Origin of the sequence: Allopseudospirillum japonicum (assembly GCF_900108915.1) — a bacterium.
GTDB classification, from domain to species: domain Bacteria; phylum Pseudomonadota; class Gammaproteobacteria; order Pseudomonadales; family Halomonadaceae; genus Pseudospirillum; species Pseudospirillum japonicum.
The window spans coordinates 155,859-171,501 of the sequence record NZ_FNYH01000001.1 but is presented as its reverse complement, the minus strand read 5'-3'; the positions used below and the strand labels follow the sequence as shown (position 1 = coordinate 171,501).

General features: G+C 45.3%; 14 protein-coding genes. 13 read left to right on the top strand and 1 reads right to left on the bottom strand.

Annotated elements, in window-relative coordinates:
• The first annotated feature begins 1 nt into the window (after position 1).
• The 8 genes from BMX05_RS00715 to sthA all read left to right on the top strand — a co-directional run bounded on the left by BMX05_RS00715 (position 2) and on the right by sthA (position 7,392).
• Positions 2-1,204, top strand: a complete 1,203-nt coding sequence (locus BMX05_RS00715) for an NADH:ubiquinone reductase (Na(+)-transporting) subunit B (protein WP_093307860.1) — start codon at positions 2-4, stop codon at positions 1,202-1,204.
• Positions 1,197-1,976: a Na(+)-translocating NADH-quinone reductase subunit C gene (locus tag BMX05_RS00710; RefSeq protein ID WP_093307858.1), complete on the top strand. Its 780-nt coding sequence runs from the start codon at positions 1,197-1,199 to the stop codon at positions 1,974-1,976. The genes BMX05_RS00715 and BMX05_RS00710 overlap by 8 nt, the downstream gene beginning before the upstream one ends.
• Positions 1,977-1,978: 2 nt before the next feature.
• Positions 1,979-2,647, top strand: coding sequence for an NADH:ubiquinone reductase (Na(+)-transporting) subunit D (locus BMX05_RS00705; protein ID WP_093307856.1), 669 nt, complete (start codon positions 1,979-1,981; stop codon positions 2,645-2,647).
• 3 nt (positions 2,648-2,650) lie between these two features.
• A complete protein-coding gene (nqrE, locus tag BMX05_RS00700; RefSeq protein WP_093307854.1) occupies positions 2,651-3,271 on the top strand; it encodes an NADH:ubiquinone reductase (Na(+)-transporting) subunit E in 621 nt (206 codons plus the stop codon).
• Positions 3,272-3,298: 27 nt separating this feature from the next.
• Positions 3,299-4,525, top strand: coding sequence for an NADH:ubiquinone reductase (Na(+)-transporting) subunit F (gene nqrF, locus BMX05_RS00695; protein ID WP_093307852.1), 1,227 nt, complete (start codon positions 3,299-3,301; stop codon positions 4,523-4,525).
• Between the two features lie 19 nt (positions 4,526-4,544).
• Positions 4,545-5,621 carry an FAD:protein FMN transferase gene (locus BMX05_RS00690; RefSeq protein ID WP_093307850.1) on the top strand — a complete coding sequence of 359 codons (1,077 nt, stop codon included), beginning with the start codon at positions 4,545-4,547 and terminating at the stop codon, positions 5,619-5,621.
• 12 nt (positions 5,622-5,633) lie between these two features.
• The gene (nqrM, locus tag BMX05_RS00685; RefSeq protein ID WP_093307848.1) at positions 5,634-5,867 is read left to right on the top strand and encodes a (Na+)-NQR maturation NqrM; all 234 of its coding nucleotides are present in this window, start codon (positions 5,634-5,636) and stop codon (positions 5,865-5,867) included.
• A 130-nt stretch (positions 5,868-5,997) separates the two neighbouring features.
• Positions 5,998-7,392, top strand: coding sequence for a Si-specific NAD(P)(+) transhydrogenase (sthA, locus tag BMX05_RS00680; RefSeq protein ID WP_093307846.1), 1,395 nt, complete (start codon positions 5,998-6,000; stop codon positions 7,390-7,392).
• A 72-nt stretch (positions 7,393-7,464) separates the two neighbouring features.
• Here sthA and apbC read toward each other — a convergent pair whose 3' ends face one another.
• Entirely contained in the window at positions 7,465-8,274 is an 810-nt protein-coding gene (apbC, locus tag BMX05_RS00675) for an iron-sulfur cluster carrier protein ApbC (RefSeq protein WP_093307844.1), read from the bottom strand.
• Positions 8,275-8,441: 167 nt separating this feature from the next.
• On the opposite strand from apbC, the gene metG reads away from it, so the two are divergent.
• The 5 genes from metG (at position 8,442) to BMX05_RS00650 (ending at position 15,633) form a co-directional block, all read left to right on the top strand.
• Complete coding sequence (gene metG, locus BMX05_RS00670; RefSeq protein ID WP_093307842.1) at positions 8,442-10,487, top strand: methionine--tRNA ligase; 2,046 nt, start codon at positions 8,442-8,444, stop codon at positions 10,485-10,487.
• A gap of 289 nt (positions 10,488-10,776) precedes the next feature.
• On the top strand, positions 10,777-11,358 hold the full coding sequence (gene rsxA / locus BMX05_RS00665) for an electron transport complex subunit RsxA (RefSeq protein WP_093307840.1): 582 nt from the start codon (positions 10,777-10,779) through the stop codon (positions 11,356-11,358).
• Between the two features lie 23 nt (positions 11,359-11,381).
• The gene (rsxB, locus tag BMX05_RS00660) at positions 11,382-11,990 is read left to right on the top strand and encodes an electron transport complex subunit RsxB (protein ID WP_093307838.1); all 609 of its coding nucleotides are present in this window, start codon (positions 11,382-11,384) and stop codon (positions 11,988-11,990) included.
• A complete protein-coding gene (gene rsxC / locus BMX05_RS00655; RefSeq protein ID WP_093307836.1) occupies positions 11,990-14,602 on the top strand; it encodes an electron transport complex subunit RsxC in 2,613 nt (870 codons plus the stop codon). The genes rsxB and rsxC overlap by 1 nt, the downstream gene beginning before the upstream one ends.
• A complete protein-coding gene (locus tag BMX05_RS00650; protein WP_093307833.1) occupies positions 14,602-15,633 on the top strand; it encodes an RnfABCDGE type electron transport complex subunit D in 1,032 nt (343 codons plus the stop codon). The genes rsxC and BMX05_RS00650 overlap by 1 nt, the downstream gene beginning before the upstream one ends.
• The last annotated feature ends 10 nt before the right edge of the window (positions 15,634-15,643 follow it).

Below are 15,643 nucleotides of genomic sequence, written 5' to 3'. Positions count from 1 at the left end.
GATGGAAGGTATCAGAAAGTTTCTAGACGGTTTAGAGCCTCATTTTCATAAAGGGGGTAAATATGAGAAATGGTATGCTTTGTATGAAGCGGTAGACACCATTTTTTATTCGCCACCAAGTGTGACTAAAACCACTGCGCATATTCGTGATGGCGTTGATTTAAAACGTATCATGATCACAGTGTGGTTGTGTACCTTCCCTGCCATGTTCTTTGGTATGTGGAATGCGGGTTATCAAGCCAACATGGCGATTGCCAATGGTTATGGTGCTCTGGATGCATGGCAAACAGGTTTTGCTAGTGTATTTGCTAGCAATGATCCTAGTAGTTTATGGGATAACTTGGTTTTAGGTGCGGCTTATTTCTTACCGATTTATCTGACAACTTTCATTGTAGGTGGCTTCTGGGAAGTCCTATTTGCAATGAAGCGTGGTCATGAAGTAAATGAAGGTTTCTTCGTCACTTCCATTCTGTTTGCTTTGACTTTGCCACCTACGATTCCGCTTTGGCAGGTTGCTTTAGGTATTACCTTTGGTGTCGTCATCGGTAAAGAAGTTTTCGGTGGAACCGGCAAAAACTTCCTTAACCCTGCATTGACTGGCCGTGCCTTCTTATATTTTGCATACCCAGCAGAAATTTCTGGTGATGCCGTTTGGGTTGCTGCCGACGGCTTTACTGGTGCAACGGCTTTATCTGTTGCTGCGCAAAATGGGATGGATGTTGTCCGTGAGCAATTTAGCTGGTGGGATGCCTTTATTGGCGCGGTTCCTGGTTCTGTTGGTGAAGTTTCTACCTTTGCCATCCTTTTAGGCGGGGCAGGTTTATTAGCCACACGAGTTGCTTCCTGGCGTATTGTCAGTGGTGTCTTTTTGGGTATGGTGGCAACGTCTATGTTGTTTAACATCATAGGCTCCGACACCAACCCCATGTTTGCTATGCCTTGGTATTGGCACTTAGTGATCGGTGGTTTTGCTTTCGGTATGGTCTTTATGGCAACAGATCCTGTCTCTGCTTCCATGACCAATCAAGGCAAATGGGTATTTGGTATTCTGATCGGTTTTATGACTGTGATGATCCGTGTGGTTAACCCTGCTTTCCCTGAAGGGATTATGCTGGCGATCCTGTTTGCCAACTTGTTCGCGCCTATGATTGATCACTTTGTGGTGCAGGCCAACATCAAACGGAGAATGCTGCGTAATGTCTAGCCAAAACGATTCCGTCAAGCAGACGATTAAAGTCGCGCTGCTACTGTGTGTTATCTGTTCTGTCGTGGTCTCAGGTGCTGCGGTCATTTTTAAACCGATGCAGCTAGCGAATAAAGACCTTGACCGTAAATCCAACATTCTTGCTGCTGCAGGTTTACTAGAAGAAGGTAAAAGCGTTGAGGAGCTATTTAAGCAAATCACCGTGAAAGCCATTGATCTAGAGACTGGTGAATATACAGACGCAGTCAACGTAGAAACTTACGATCCTAGTAAGGCTGCACGTGATCCTCAAATGTCTAGTGTGCTAGACGGTGCTGAGGATATTGCAAGTATTAAGCGTCGTGAGCGTTATGCACTCGTTTATCTTGTAGAAAAACAAGGTGAAGTTGAGAAAATTATCCTGCCTGTTCGTGGTTATGGTCTTTGGTCGACCTTGTATGGTTTCCTTGCTTTGGAAGCAGATGCCAATACGATTGCAGGTTTAGGTTTTTATCAGCATGCAGAAACGCCAGGGTTAGGGGGTGAAGTAGACAACCCGAATTGGAAAGCCTTGTGGCCTGGTAAGAAGGTCTATCAGGGTGAATCCGAAGCCCCAGCCATCGAGCTTGTGAAAGGTAATGTTACCGAGAGCACGCCAAATGCCGAATATAAGGTAGATTCTCTCTCGGGTGCTACTTTGACAAGCCGTGGTGTGACTAACCTATTGCAGTACTGGTTAGGTCAAGAAGGTTTTGGTCCTTTCTTGGCTAAATTCCGGTCTCAAGGAGCTTAATCATGGCAACAGAAACACCTAAAAGTGTGATGATCGCGCCAATTTTTGCAAACAACCCTATTGCGCTACAAATCTTGGGGATCTGTTCTGCATTGGCAGTGACCACCAACCTTAACACCGCTTTGGTGATGGGGATTGCGGTAATCTTTGTAACTGCTTTTTCGAACTTATTTGTATCCCTAATTCGCCACCATATTCCATCTAGCATACGTATCATCGTACAGATGACAATTATTGCTTCCTTGGTTATTGTGGTTGATCAGGTACTTAAAGCCTTTGCTTATGAAACCAGCAAACAGCTTTCTGTATTTGTGGGTTTGATCATTACTAACTGTATCGTTATGGGTCGTGCAGAAGCTTATGCCATGCAAAATGATCCAAAAATGAGCTTTATCGACGGGATTGGTAACGGTTTAGGTTACACCGTTGTATTGTTGGCCGTTGGTGCCATCCGTGAGCTCTTTGGTACAGGTAGCCTCTTTGGAATCACGATTTTAGAACCTATTAAAGACGGCGGCTGGTATGCAACCAACGGTATGATGCTGTTACCACCTTCGGCCTTCTTTATTATTGGTTTGTTGATTTGGGCACTACGTGAGTGGAAGCCAGATCAGAAAGAAGCACCAGAATTTAAAATCACTGCCAACACTAAAGCAAAGGAGGCAATGTAAGCCATGTTTGAGCATTTCCTCTCTTTATTTGTCAAAGCTGTGTTTGTAGAAAACATGGCCTTGGCCTTCTTCCTTGGGATGTGTACCTTTTTGGCCGTCTCGAAGAAGATGGAAGCGGCTTTAGGTTTGGGGATTGCGGTTGTTGTGGTGCAGGTTGTGACTGTGCCTGTCAATAACCTAATTTTTAACCTCTTATTACGTGAAGGCGCCTTAAGCTGGACTGGGATTGATGGTGCAGAAAACATCGACCTGTCTTTCTTAGGCTACCTCAGTTATATCGGTGTTATTGCAGCCTTGGTACAAATTATGGAGATGTTCCTCGATAAATACGTACCTGCACTTTACAACGCTCTAGGCGTGTTCCTTCCTCTCATTACCGTAAACTGTGCCATTTTAGGGGCTTCCCTTTTTATGGTAGAGCGTGATTACACCTTTGGTGAATCCGTAGTTTATGGTGCAGGTGCAGGGGTTGGTTGGGCGCTAGCGATTATGGCGCTTGCTGGGATTCGTGAAAAACTCAAGTACAGCGATGTACCTGCAGGTTTACAGGGTCTTGGTATCACCTTTATTACTGTAGGTTTGATGTCACTCGGCTTTATGTCCTTCTCAGGCGTACAGCTGTAATTCAGCCATTAACTCAAGGTTAAGAACATGACACAAGTGATTATCCTCGGTGTGCTCATGTTCACCGTAGTGGTGATATCTCTCGTTTTGGTGATCTTGGCAGCGCGTAAGCGTTTGGTAAGCACCGGCGATGTCACCATAGAAATTAACGGTGATCCAGAGCATACAATTACAACAGCGGCAGGTGGGAAACTACTGCAAACTTTGGCAGCGAATGGCATCTTCTTGTCGTCTGCCTGTGGTGGTGGTGGTTCTTGCGCGCAATGTAAATGTAAAGTGATTGATGGCGGTGGCTCCATTTTGCCCACAGAAGCGTCTCATTTTACTATGCGCGAGCAAAAAGAAGGCTGGCGTCTATCTTGTCAGGTGCCTGTTAAACAGGATATGAAAGTCGAAGTAGACGAAGAAGTCTTCGGGGTGAAAAAATGGGAATGTACTGTTGAGTCCAATCCTAACGTAGCCACCTTTATTAAAGAGTTGACTTTGCGTTTACCTGAAGGCGAAAACGTTGACTTCCGTGCAGGCGGCTATGTGCAGCTAGAAGCACCTGCACACGAAGTGCATTACAAAGACTTTGATATCGATAAAGAGTATCACGGCGACTGGGATAAATTTAATCTGTGGCAGTATGTTTCTAAGGTTGAAGAACCCGTAATCCGTGCGTATTCAATGGCAAACTACCCAGAAGAGCGTGGTTTGGTGAAGTTCAACATTCGTGTTGCCTCACCACCACCAGGTACGGATTTGCCACCTGGGCAAATGTCTTCTTATGTCTTTAGCTTGAAACCTGGCGATACCATCACTGTGTACGGTCCTTTTGGTGAGTTCTTTGCTAAAGAAACCGAAGCAGAAATGGTCTTTGTTGGTGGCGGTGCAGGTATGGCACCTATGCGCTCGCACATCTTTGATCAACTTAAGCGTTTGAAATCTAAGCGTAAGATCTCTTTCTGGTACGGGGCACGTTCTTTACGTGAAGCCTTCTATGTAGAAGAGTTTGATCAACTGCAAGCAGAGAATGAAAACTTTAAGTGGCATCTGGCATTGTCTGATCCTTTACCTGAGGACAATTGGCAGGGCCCTACAGGGTTTATTCATAATGTCTTGTATGAAGATTACCTCAAAGATCACCCAGCGCCTGAAGATTGTGAGTTCTACATGTGTGGGCCTCCCATGATGAATGCGGCTGTGATTAAAATGCTGACCGATCTAGGGGTAGAGCCAGAAAACATTCTGCTCGATGATTTCGGCGGCTGATTGATACAAGGAAATAAAAATGTTCAGCGTTCTTGCTATAAGGCGCTGGCAAAAGCTGGGGCTGATCCTGTTAGGGTCAGCCTTCTTTGTTATTGCTAGCAGCCTTTTGTCTGGGTGTAGTTCGGCACCTGAACCTCAAACCTATCAAATCAAAGGGCCTATTATGGGGACTGAATATCATGTCACCCTCGTATTGGCCCCAGAACAAGCCGCTTTAGTGGATAAACTAGCGCAAGGGGTTTTAACCCGCTTACAAGAAGTTGACCGCCTGATGTCAACTTATAAGGAAGACTCTGAGCTTTCACGCTTTAATCGTACTGCTATTAATGTTGAAATGCCATTGAGTGCACCGACACAGGAAGTCATGCAGCTTGCACAAGTGGTACATCAGCAAAGTGCAGGTGCTTTTGATCCCAGTATTGCACCCTTGGTTGATCTTTGGGGGTTTGGTCCGCAAACGCCTTTAGACCAAGTGCCACCACAACCTGAAATTGATCAGGCTTTGGCACAAGTTGGTTTAAATGCGGTGATTTTAAATGCACAAAAGTCTAGTTTACGTAAAACAGCACCAAGGCATTTGGATTTTTCTGCCATTGCTAAAGGTTATGCGGTTGATCGGGTGGCAGACTACCTTAAGGCGCAAGGTGTCAGCAATTTTTTGGCTGAAGTTGGGGGAGAAGTGGTTGCTGCTGGACGTAAAGCAGATGCTTCTTTGTGGCGTATTGCAATTGAAAAGCCGCAACTTGCAGGTCGCAGCGTGCAAAAAGTGTTAATGTTGGCAAATCTCGCAGTGGCGACTTCAGGCGATTATCGTAATTATTTTGAAGTTGATGGGCAGCGTTATTCACATACACTCGACCCGAGAACTGGGTATCCTATTCGACATAATCTAGCTTCAGTCACTGTTGTGCACCCCAGTTGTGCCTTAGCAGATGCGTATGCCACTGCCTTGATGGTGATGGGAGAGCAAGCGGGGATGGCATTAGCGGAAAAACTCAACTTAAGTGTCTATATGCTGGTCAAAACTCCAGAGGGTTTCCAAGCATATCAATCGCCTGCATTTGTGCAGGTTTTTGGCGAATCAGCTTTACAATAACAAGGGGGCTGTATGCAATTGATGTTATTGACCTTAGTCGTTTTATTGGCAATCGTACTGATGATGTCTGTAGGTGTTCTGATGGGGCGTAAACCCATTGCAGGCTCCTGCGGAGGGATGAGTGCGATAGGATTAGAGACAGAATGTGATATTTGCGGGGGCAATAAAGAAATTTGTGAAACTGAGCAGCAAAAGCGGCAAACGGTTTCTACCGATTTAGGCTATGATGCGAGTTCACAACGCTGAAACTAAAGCGGTATTGTTCTCTGAGGTTAGGGGGGCTAGAGTGAAAACCTCAAAGACCCTCTAATCTCAAATCATACTTGAGCCATTTATTTGGGTCATAATAATAAGCTGATGGGAGCATGATGGCACTATGGCTGTGTATAACTATGACGTAGTAGTGATAGGTACGGGTCCTGCAGGTGAAGGCGCAGCGATGAATGCAATCAAACACGGCAAGCGCGTTGCGGTCGTGGAAAGCGAAGCTGCAGTAGGTGGCAATTGTACACATAAAGGAACGATCCCCTCAAAAGCCTTGCGTCATGCAGTAAAGCAAATTATCCAATTTAATACCAACCGCATGTTCCGTGATATTGGCGAGCCGCGTTGGTTTTCTTTTCCTAAAGTATTAGAACGTTCTAAGCGTGTGATTGAGCGCCAAGTGCAGTTGCGTACCAATTTTTATGCGCGTAATCGTGCCGATGTCTTCTTTGGCAAAGCACGTTTTCTTGATCCTCATACCTTAAGTGTGCGTGATCAGCATGATGGTGTCGAAGAATTAAGAGCGCAAAAAATTGTGATTGCGACGGGCTCAAGTCCTTACTTGCCTGCTGATATTAATTTTCGCCATCCGCGGATCTACAATAGTGATTCCATTTTAAAACTTGGTCATACCCCTCGTACTTTAGTGATTTATGGTGCGGGTGTGATTGGGTGTGAATATGCCTCTATTTTTAGCGGCCTTGGGGTAAAAGTCGATCTAATTGATACCCGTGAGCGCTTGCTGTCCTTCCTTGATGATGAGATTAGCGATGCTCTGTCTTATCACTTGCGTAACAATGGCGTACTCATTCGTCATGATGAAGAATATGAGTGTGTAGAAGGTGGTGATCAGTGCGTTATCTTACATCTGAAATCAGGTAAGAAAATTCGCGCAGATGCTTTCCTCTGGTGTAATGGGCGCACAGGCAACACAGAAGGTCTTGGGCTGGAAAAGATTGGTTTAGAAGCCAACTCACGTGGACAGCTGAAAGTTGACGACCATTACCGCACGCAGGTGCCTCATATTTACGCGGTAGGTGATGTGATCGGTTGGCCAAGTTTAGCCTCGGCGGCTTATGATCAAGGCCGTGCGGCGGCTGCGGATTTGCTAGATGATGCAGATTTCCACTTTGTCAATGAAGTACCTACAGGTATTTATACGATTCCAGAGATTAGCTCTGTTGGTAAAACAGAACGTGAGCTGACGGAGGCAAAAATCCCTTATGAAGTCGGGCAGGCCTTCTTTAAGCATACCGCACGTGCGCAAATCACAGGTGAGACTGTGGGCATGTTAAAGCTCTTATTCCATCGTGAAAATTTACAGTTGTTGGGGATTCACTGTTTTGGTGACCAAGCGTCAGAAATTGTGCATATCGGCCAAGCAGTGATGGCTCAAAGTGGTGAAGCAAATACCATTAAGTATTTTGTGAATAATACCTTTAATTACCCAACCATGGCAGAAGCGTATCGGGTGGCAGCAATGAATGGTTTAAATCGTTTATTCTAAGATAGAGTATGCAAATGGATAAGGTTCCCACGTAATCGAGCACGTGGGAATTTTTTTGCCTTGCTCAAGCTTCTAATCGTCGCTAAATTGAATTTGAACCTTAGTTGCCGCTTGCGTTTTCTGTGTAAGCTCTGCAACGATTTGAGCTGCCATATGGTGAAAAGTATCTGCAGCCAAACCCTCAGGTTCTGCTAATACACTTGGACAGCCTTGATCTGCTTGTAAACGAATTGACATTGCTAAAGGTAACTGGCCAAGTAAAGGTGCTTGATAAGTCTCAGCAACCTGCTCGCCGCCCCCACTACCAAAAATGGCTTCGGTATGGCCACATTGCGAACAAGTATGCAAACTCATGTTTTCGATAATCCCTAGTACAGGGACTTTAACTTTACGAAACATTTCAATGCCTTTGCGTGCATCTAATAAAGCAAGATCCTGTGGTGTGGTGACAATCACAGCGCCACTCACAGGGACGCGCTGTGCCAGCGTGAGTTGAATATCCCCTGTGCCTGGTGGCATATCAATCAGCAAATAATCCAAATCTTGCCATGCCGTTTGGGTCAAAAGTTGTTGAAAAGCACCACTGACCATAGGGCCACGCCAGACCATAGGTGTGTGTTCATCGACTAAAAAAGCCATCGACATCAGTTGAATGCCTAAAGCTTCGATGGGTTGGAAATGTTTCTGGTCTGGGCTTTGTACCCGCGCATCACCTACACCAAAAAGCAAAGCTTGGCTGGGACCATAAATGTCCGCATCTAATACACCCACTTTAGCGCCGCTTGCGGCTAAAGCGAGTGCGAGATTGGCTGTTACTGTGGATTTACCAACACCACCTTTACCGGAAGCAACGGCAATAATATGTTTTACACCCTTGATCATACAGTGCTCCTTAATCGTCAAGGAATCTATTTCTTAGTATTTTACTTGGTTTTTGTCAGTGGGCAAGCGCGAAAAGTTTTGGCTTAGCTACCAAGGATGCAAAGCTGTATCGAAATCGCTATAGTTGTGCACCAGTTAATCAGTCTGTATTCGCTTGATAAGATGGAATAAATTTTATGTCAACACGACAAATTTTAGTCACTAGCGCCCTGCCCTATGCCAATGGTCCCATTCACTTAGGGCATTTACTAGAATATATCCAAACAGATATTTGGGTGCGCTTTCAAAAAAGCCGTGGCCATACTTGTACTTATGTGTGTGCAGATGATGCGCATGGCACTGCGATTATGTTGCGTGCAGAGCAAGAAGGCATTAGTCCACAAGCCTTGATTGATCGAGTGCGAGCAGAACACCATAGTGATTTTAAGGATTTTAACATTCACTTTGACAATTATTACTCCACGCATTCAGAGGAAAACCGCCACTTTTCCGAATTAATTTATACGCGTTTACGTGATGCTGGGCATATTGCCACCCGAGATATTGAGCAAATGTTTGATCCAGAAAAACAGCTATTTCTGGCCGATCGTTTTATTAAAGGGACATGTCCCAAATGTGGTGCAGAAGATCAATATGGCGATAACTGTGAAAAGTGCTCCGCAACTTATACACCAGCAGAATTAATTGATCCTAAATCAGCCATCTCTGGCGCAACACCCGTTTTAAAAACCTCAACGCATTATTTTTTCAAACTGCCTAATTTCAGCCAAATGTTGCAAGAGTGGACGCAATCTGGGCGCGTGCAGGAACAAATTGCCAACAAGCTTAACGAATGGTTTGCGGCAGGCTTGCAAGAATGGGATATTTCTCGCGATGCACCTTATTTTGGTTTCGAAATTCCTGATGCACCAGGGAAATATTTTTATGTTTGGTTGGATGCGCCTATTGGCTATTTGGCGAGTTTTAAGAACCTGTGTACACAACGTCCTGAGTTAGACTTTGATGCTTATTGGCAGCCTGATTCGCAAGCGGAGGTGTATCACTTTATCGGTAAAGATATTGTCTATTTCCATGCGCTTTTTTGGCCCGCCATGCTACAAGGTGCAGGTTTTCGTACGCCAACCAGTATTAACTGTCACGGTTTTGTGACCGTCAATGGCGGCAAAATGTCTAAGTCTCGTGGCACTTTTATTAAAGCACGCACGTATTTAGAGCATTTAAATCCTGAGTATCTCAGATATTATTTTGCCGCAAAATTGACACCAAGTATTGATGACCTTGACCTCAATCTGGACGATTTTAGTCAACGGGTAAATTCAGACTTGGTAGGTAAAGTCGTCAATATTGCTAGTCGATGTGCCGGCTTTATTAAAAAACAAGGCGGACACCTGAGCACACAAGTACAGGATGCACAACAAGTCGCACGTTTTGTGCAGGCAGGCGAGGAAATTGCTGCACATTATGAAGCACGTGAATTTGGGCGTGCGATGCGTAAAATTATGGAATTAGCTGACGAAGCCAATACTTGGATTAATGATGCGGCACCTTGGGTATTAGCAAAACAAGCGGATCAGCAAGCCCAAGTACAAGCCGTTTGTACCCAGGGGATTCAACTATTCCGTATTCTTATGGTGTATTTAGCGCCTGTTTTACCGCAGACAGCTGAACAAGCACGCGAGTTTTTGAATCTGCCTTCCTTAGCTTGGGACACGCGTGATCAAGGATTAGAGGGTACTTGTATTAATACCTTTAAGCCGTTAATGCAACGCGTAGAGAAGATCCAAATTGATGCTATGTTAGCAGCAAGTGCAGAAGATGCAGCGGCAGAGCAGGCTTTAAAAGAAGGGAGCCCACAAAAATCTAGCGTATTGGATGCAGATCCGATTGCGCCACAAATTAGTTTTGATGACTTTATTAAAGTTGATTTGCGAGTGGCTAGGATTGTTAAAGCAGAAGCTGTCAAAGGTGCCGCTAAATTATTGCAATTGACTTTGGATTTAGGTGGAGAAACCCGTACGGTTTTTTCAGGGATTAAAAGTGCCTACCAGCCGGAAGCCTTAGAAGGGCGTCTGACGGTGATGGTGGCTAATTTAGCTCCTCGCAAAATGCGTTTTGGTGTTTCTGAAGGGATGGTGCTGGCTGCGGGTGATGATGATGGCATTTATTTGCTGGATGTCGATTCGGGTGCGCAACCAGGCCAACGTATTACCTAAATGAGTTTGATGCTAAAAAGCAAGACTGCGACACTGCGACTGAATGTCGCAGTCTTAAAGATTTATCAGGCTTTACTGATGTAATAAAATGGATGAATTGAACCAAAAATTTCGGGCTTTACCCGCTTCCTAAGAATAAAAAGCTATAAAAGAATAGCATTCTCTTTCTTGTCAGGAATATGGCCGATCTTCTAAGATGCCTAACTCCTAAAAATGCACCATCTTGGTCAAGTTTTCTGCTCCCTTGTGAGCAGGTGTCTACTAGTCTGTACTCCGGATCGCAGAACCCATGAGCGAATATATTTTAATTCTGGTGAGTACCATCTTAGTGAACAATTTTGTTCTCGTGCAGTTTCTTGGTTTATGCCCGTTTATGGGGGTATCAAACAAATTGGAATCTGCGATGGGCATGTCTTTAGCAACCACATTTGTGCTCACACTCTCGTCCATGTGTAGCTATTTGACCTATGAATGGATCTTGCAGCCTTTAGGTTTGGAATATCTAAAGACGCTCACCTTTATTATGGTGATTGCCGTTGTAGTGCAATTTACCGAAATGGTCGTGCACAAAACCAGCCCCTTGTTATATCGAGTATTGGGTATCTTTTTACCCCTGATTACTACCAATTGTGCTGTGCTTGGGGTCGCACTTTTATCTTTGAATAAAAACTCTAGTTTTATGCAAGCGAGCCTGTATGGTTTTGGTGCGGCATTAGGATTTTCTTTAGTATTGATATTATTTGCAGCACTAAGAGAGCGTATTAAGGTTGCGGACGTGCCTGTGCCTTTCCAAGGTGCGGCGATAGCGATGGTCACTGCTAGTTTAATGTCACTTGCATTTTTAGGGTTTAGCGGCTTAGTGCAGCTTTAATCGGCTTAATAGGTGAATTGATCATGCTAGCCTTTGTGAGCGAGTATCCCTTACTAACAGCAGTAGGGGCTTTATTAATGTTAGCCCTAGTCTTTGGTGCCTTGCTTGGCTATGCAGAGGTGCGTTTCAAAGTCGAAGGGGACCCAATTGTTGAGCAAATCGATGCTTTATTGCCACAAACACAATGTGGTCAGTGTGGTTTTCCAGGATGTCGCCCCTATGCACAAGCGATTGCCGATGGTGAAGCCATTAATCGTTGCCCTCCTGGTGGTGCTGCAACAGTACAAGCCTTGGCAGATTTACTAGGCCGCGAAGCTTTACCTTTGGAAGGTGGCGAAGCTGAACCCGTCAAGAAAGTCGCTTATATTCGCGAACAAGAATGCATTGGTTGCACAAAATGTATCCAAGCCTGCCCTGTAGATGCCATCTTGGGAGCCGCTAGGCAAATGCATACAGTGATTGCTGACGAGTGTACTGGTTGTGATTTGTGTGTCGCGCCCTGTCCTGTGGATTGCATTGATATGCTCCCTGTACAACCTCAGCTTAAAAGCTGGCATTGGCCTAAACCTTCTGGTCCCAATGCAGCTTTTGCAGATCGTATTATTGCTACAGATGCACAAAAGGTAGCCTAATGGCCAAGATTTGGGATTTTCATGGCGGTATTCATCCCGCTGAGCATAAAGACTTATCTTTACAAGTACCCTTGCGCCAGGCTCCTTTGCCTGCGTATGTGGTTTTGCCTTTGCAACAGCATATCGGCGCTCCTGCACGGCCTTTAGTTCGGGTGGGTGATAAGGTGCGTACAGGACAAAAAATTGCTGACCGGCAAGCTGGAATCAGTGCCTGTGTGCATGCATCTATTTCTGGAACTGTGGTTGCGATAGAGGAACGTCCCATTGCGCATCCATCACAAATGCAAGACATGTGTATTGTGATTGAAAGTGATGGTCAAGATACTTGGGTTGAACGTGCCCCTTTAATAAACTGGCAAAGTGCGAATGCGGAAACCCTGCTGGCACATATCAAAGGCAATGGTATTGTTGGTTTGGGCGGTGCTGGTTTTCCAACCCTGAGCAAAATTCAAAGTGGACGCGCCCATCAACTCGATACCCTGATTATCAATGCAGCAGAATGTGAGCCTTATATTACTGCAGATGATACAGGTATACGTCACTACCCACAGGAATTAGTGACGGGTATTCGTATTTTGCAACGTATTTTGCAGCCACAGCAAACCCTGATTGGTATCGAAGATAACAAACCAGATGCAATAGAACGCCTGCGCGAAGCAACCATTGGTACCAATATTGAAATACGTGTTGTGCCAACCAAGTACCCCTCAGGAGGTGAAAAACAACTGACTTATCTGTTAACTGGGCGTGAGGTACCGAGTGGTGGATTACCTGCAGATGTGGGGGTTTTGTGCCAGAACGTGGGTACTTTAATTGCGGTTGCACGTGCATTAGTGCAAGGTGAGCCTTTAGTACGGCGCATTGTGACTTTAACTGGACATGCGCTTGCCGCGCCTGCCAATCTTGAAGTGCGTTTGGGGACCCCTATTGATGCTCTGTTGCGTGTGGCACAGCTCGATCCACAAAAATTAGCCCGTCTTATTTTGGGTGGCCCTATGATGGGCTTTAGTCTGCCAAATGCCCAAGTACCTATCACCAAAACGAGTAATTGCGTGATTGCAGGGACATTACAAGAATTTCCTAGTGCTGCGCCAGAAATGCCCTGTATTCGTTGTGGTATGTGTGAACAGGCGTGTCCTGCTTCCTTGTTGCCACAACAGCTGTATTGGTTTAGTAAAGCGAAAGAATTTGATAAGGCACGTCTTTACAATCTATTCGATTGTATTGAATGTGGTGCTTGTGCTTATGTATGCCCAAGTCAAATTCCCTTAGTACAATATTATCGTTTTGCTAAAGGAGAGATTCGCAAAGAAGAAAGCGAAGCCTTGAAGGCAGAGCGTGCACGTCAACGTTTTGAATTTAAACAAGAACGTCAAGCACGTGAGCAGGCAGAAAAAGCAGCACGTCGCCAAGGCAAAACGGCGTCTGCTGTGCAAATGGAACCTAGTGTTCAAAAGGCTGCTGCACCAGCATCAACAGAAACTCTTGATCTTAAGAAGCTTAAAATTCAACTCGCTGCAAAAAGTGTTGCGGCTAAAAAAGCACAACAGGCTTTGACGCAAGCACAGGAAGCGGGCGCTTCTGCAGAGGAGCTTGCTGAATTAACAAAAACGTTCCAAAACGCGCAACAAGAACAAGCCCAGGCGCAATCTGCGATAGCGCAAGCAACCGAGACACCTACTGCGACACAGAGCCCATCACCAGATGTTGCAGAGCTGAAAAAATTGAAAATTCAACTCGCTGCAAAAAGTGTTGCGGCTAAAAAAGCACAACAAGCTTTGACGCAAGCACAGGAAGCAGGTGCTTCTGCAGAGGAGCTTGCTGAATTAACAAAAACATTCCAAAACGCGCAACAAGAACAAGCCCAGGCGCAATCTGCGATAGCGCAAGCAACCGAGACACCTACTTCGACACAGAGCCAATCACCAGATGTTGCAGAGCTGAAAAAGTTGAAAATTCAACTCGCTGCAAAAAGTGTTGCGGCTAAAAAAGCACAACAAGCTTTGACGCAAGCACAGGAAGCAGGTGCTTCCGCAGAGGAGCTCGCTGAGTTAACGCAAGTATTGCAAGAAGCACAGCAAGCGCAAAGCCAAGCACAAGCAGCACTAGAGCAACAGCAAGTACCAAAAACACAGCACATCCAAGCACCACCAAAAGCAGCAGATGCACACTTGAAGCAGCTGAGTGTGCAAATTGCCGTAAAAAAAGTGGCTTTTAGAAAAGCTGAACAAGCTTGGCAGCAAGCACACAGTTCGCAACAAGGTGATTTGGATGTGTTAGAAGCGCATATGCTTAATGCGCAAGAAGCTTTGCACAAAGCACAGGCTGAACTAGCTACATATCAAGCACAGCAATCAAGTGCAAGTAATAAGCAAGTCACGCAAGATGGTGACCAACATTTATTAAAAAAGCGAAAAATCGCTGTGTCAGTTGCTCAAGCTGCGGTCCGAAGTGCACAAAAGCGTTTAGATAATCTTAGTGAAATTAAAGATACCCCAAGTGAGCAGTTAGCAGCTCAGCAAGCGCGTCTTGCCAGTGCACAAGCACAATTAGCACAAGCACAAGATGCTTTAGCACAAGCAGCAAGCACTCGTACACAGGAGATCTCCTAATGTCTTTACTGGCGCCTTCTTCTCCACATGCACATCGCCCCTTATCCACATCGCATGTGATGGCACAGGTGAGTCTGGCAACCTTGCCTGCCTTAGGTGTACTGACTTGGTTATTTGGTTGGGGAAGTTTAATTAACGTCATGCTTGCTGTGACCACCGCTATTTTTGCAGAAGCTTTAATCCTAAAGTTACGCAAGCGTCCTTGGCGCATATTGATGGATAATAGTGCATTACTTACAGGACTTTTGCTGGGGTTATCTATTACGCCTTTAGCACCTTGGTGGTTGCCTGTGTTAGGTGCAGCGGTTGCTGTGGTTGTAGCTAAGCAAGTCTATGGGGGGCTTGGACAAAATCCTTTTAATCCAGCAATGGTAGCTTATGCCCTCTTGCTGGTGTCCTTCCCTTTGCCTATGAGCTTATGGCCACAGCCGCTCAGTTTGCAAGCTGAGCCTTGGACCTTTTGGGAGCATCTGACACATACTTTTACTGGTTCTTTACATGCTATTGATGGCTATACAGGGGCGACCTTGCTGGATGCTTTCAAGCATAAAGGGGCTTTGACTGCAGAAGAGTTTTGGCTGCAAACTCCTGTTGCACAAGCAGTACTTAACGCGACGACAGGTGTTAGCTTGGCTTATTTGTTAGGCGGCGTGTATTTATTATGGCGTGGTATTATCAGTTGGCATACACCGGTTGCGGTCTTAGCAAGCTTATTAATTTTGGCCGCTTTTTTTTATGGTGCAGATCCGAGTCAATATGCTAGCCCAAGTATGCATTTATTGGTTGGTGCAGGGATTTTTTCAGCCTTCTTTATTGCAACAGATCCTGTGACTTCGGCAACGAGCCACAAAGGTAAACTGGTCTATGGTGCAGGAATCGGCATCTTAGTGTATGTAATTCGTACTTGGGGTAATTATCCGGATGCTTTTGCCTTTGCCGTTTTGTTGATGAACTTTGCAGTACCTTTTATTGATTATTACACGCGCCCGCGTACCTATGGGCATGCACGCGCGCAACGCGGCATTAAGTAATTTAAGGGGG

Bases quoted from the DNA above. Each gene is read 5' to 3' on its own strand.
- rsxC (WP_093307836.1), top strand. From the start codon at position 11,990: ATGGCCAAGATTTGGGATTTTCATGGCGGTATTCATCCCGCTGAGCAT.
- BMX05_RS00705 (WP_093307856.1), top strand. From the start codon at position 1,979: ATGGCAACAGAAACACCTAAAAGTGTGATGATCGCGCCAATTTTTGCA.
- BMX05_RS00710 (WP_093307858.1), top strand. From the start codon at position 1,197: ATGTCTAGCCAAAACGATTCCGTCAAGCAGACGATTAAAGTCGCGCTG.
- sthA (WP_093307846.1), top strand. From the start codon at position 5,998: ATGGCTGTGTATAACTATGACGTAGTAGTGATAGGTACGGGTCCTGCA.
- nqrF (WP_093307852.1), top strand. From the start codon at position 3,299: ATGACACAAGTGATTATCCTCGGTGTGCTCATGTTCACCGTAGTGGTG.
- BMX05_RS00715 (WP_093307860.1), top strand. From the start codon at position 2: ATGGAAGGTATCAGAAAGTTTCTAGACGGTTTAGAGCCTCATTTTCAT.
- nqrM (WP_093307848.1), top strand. From the start codon at position 5,634: ATGCAATTGATGTTATTGACCTTAGTCGTTTTATTGGCAATCGTACTG.
- rsxA (WP_093307840.1), top strand. From the start codon at position 10,777: ATGAGCGAATATATTTTAATTCTGGTGAGTACCATCTTAGTGAACAAT.
- BMX05_RS00650 (WP_093307833.1), top strand. From the start codon at position 14,602: ATGTCTTTACTGGCGCCTTCTTCTCCACATGCACATCGCCCCTTATCC.
- BMX05_RS00690 (WP_093307850.1), top strand. From the start codon at position 4,545: ATGTTCAGCGTTCTTGCTATAAGGCGCTGGCAAAAGCTGGGGCTGATC.
- nqrE (WP_093307854.1), top strand. From the start codon at position 2,651: ATGTTTGAGCATTTCCTCTCTTTATTTGTCAAAGCTGTGTTTGTAGAA.
- apbC (WP_093307844.1), bottom strand. From the start codon at position 8,274: ATGATCAAGGGTGTAAAACATATTATTGCCGTTGCTTCCGGTAAAGGT.
- rsxB (WP_093307838.1), top strand. From the start codon at position 11,382: ATGCTAGCCTTTGTGAGCGAGTATCCCTTACTAACAGCAGTAGGGGCT.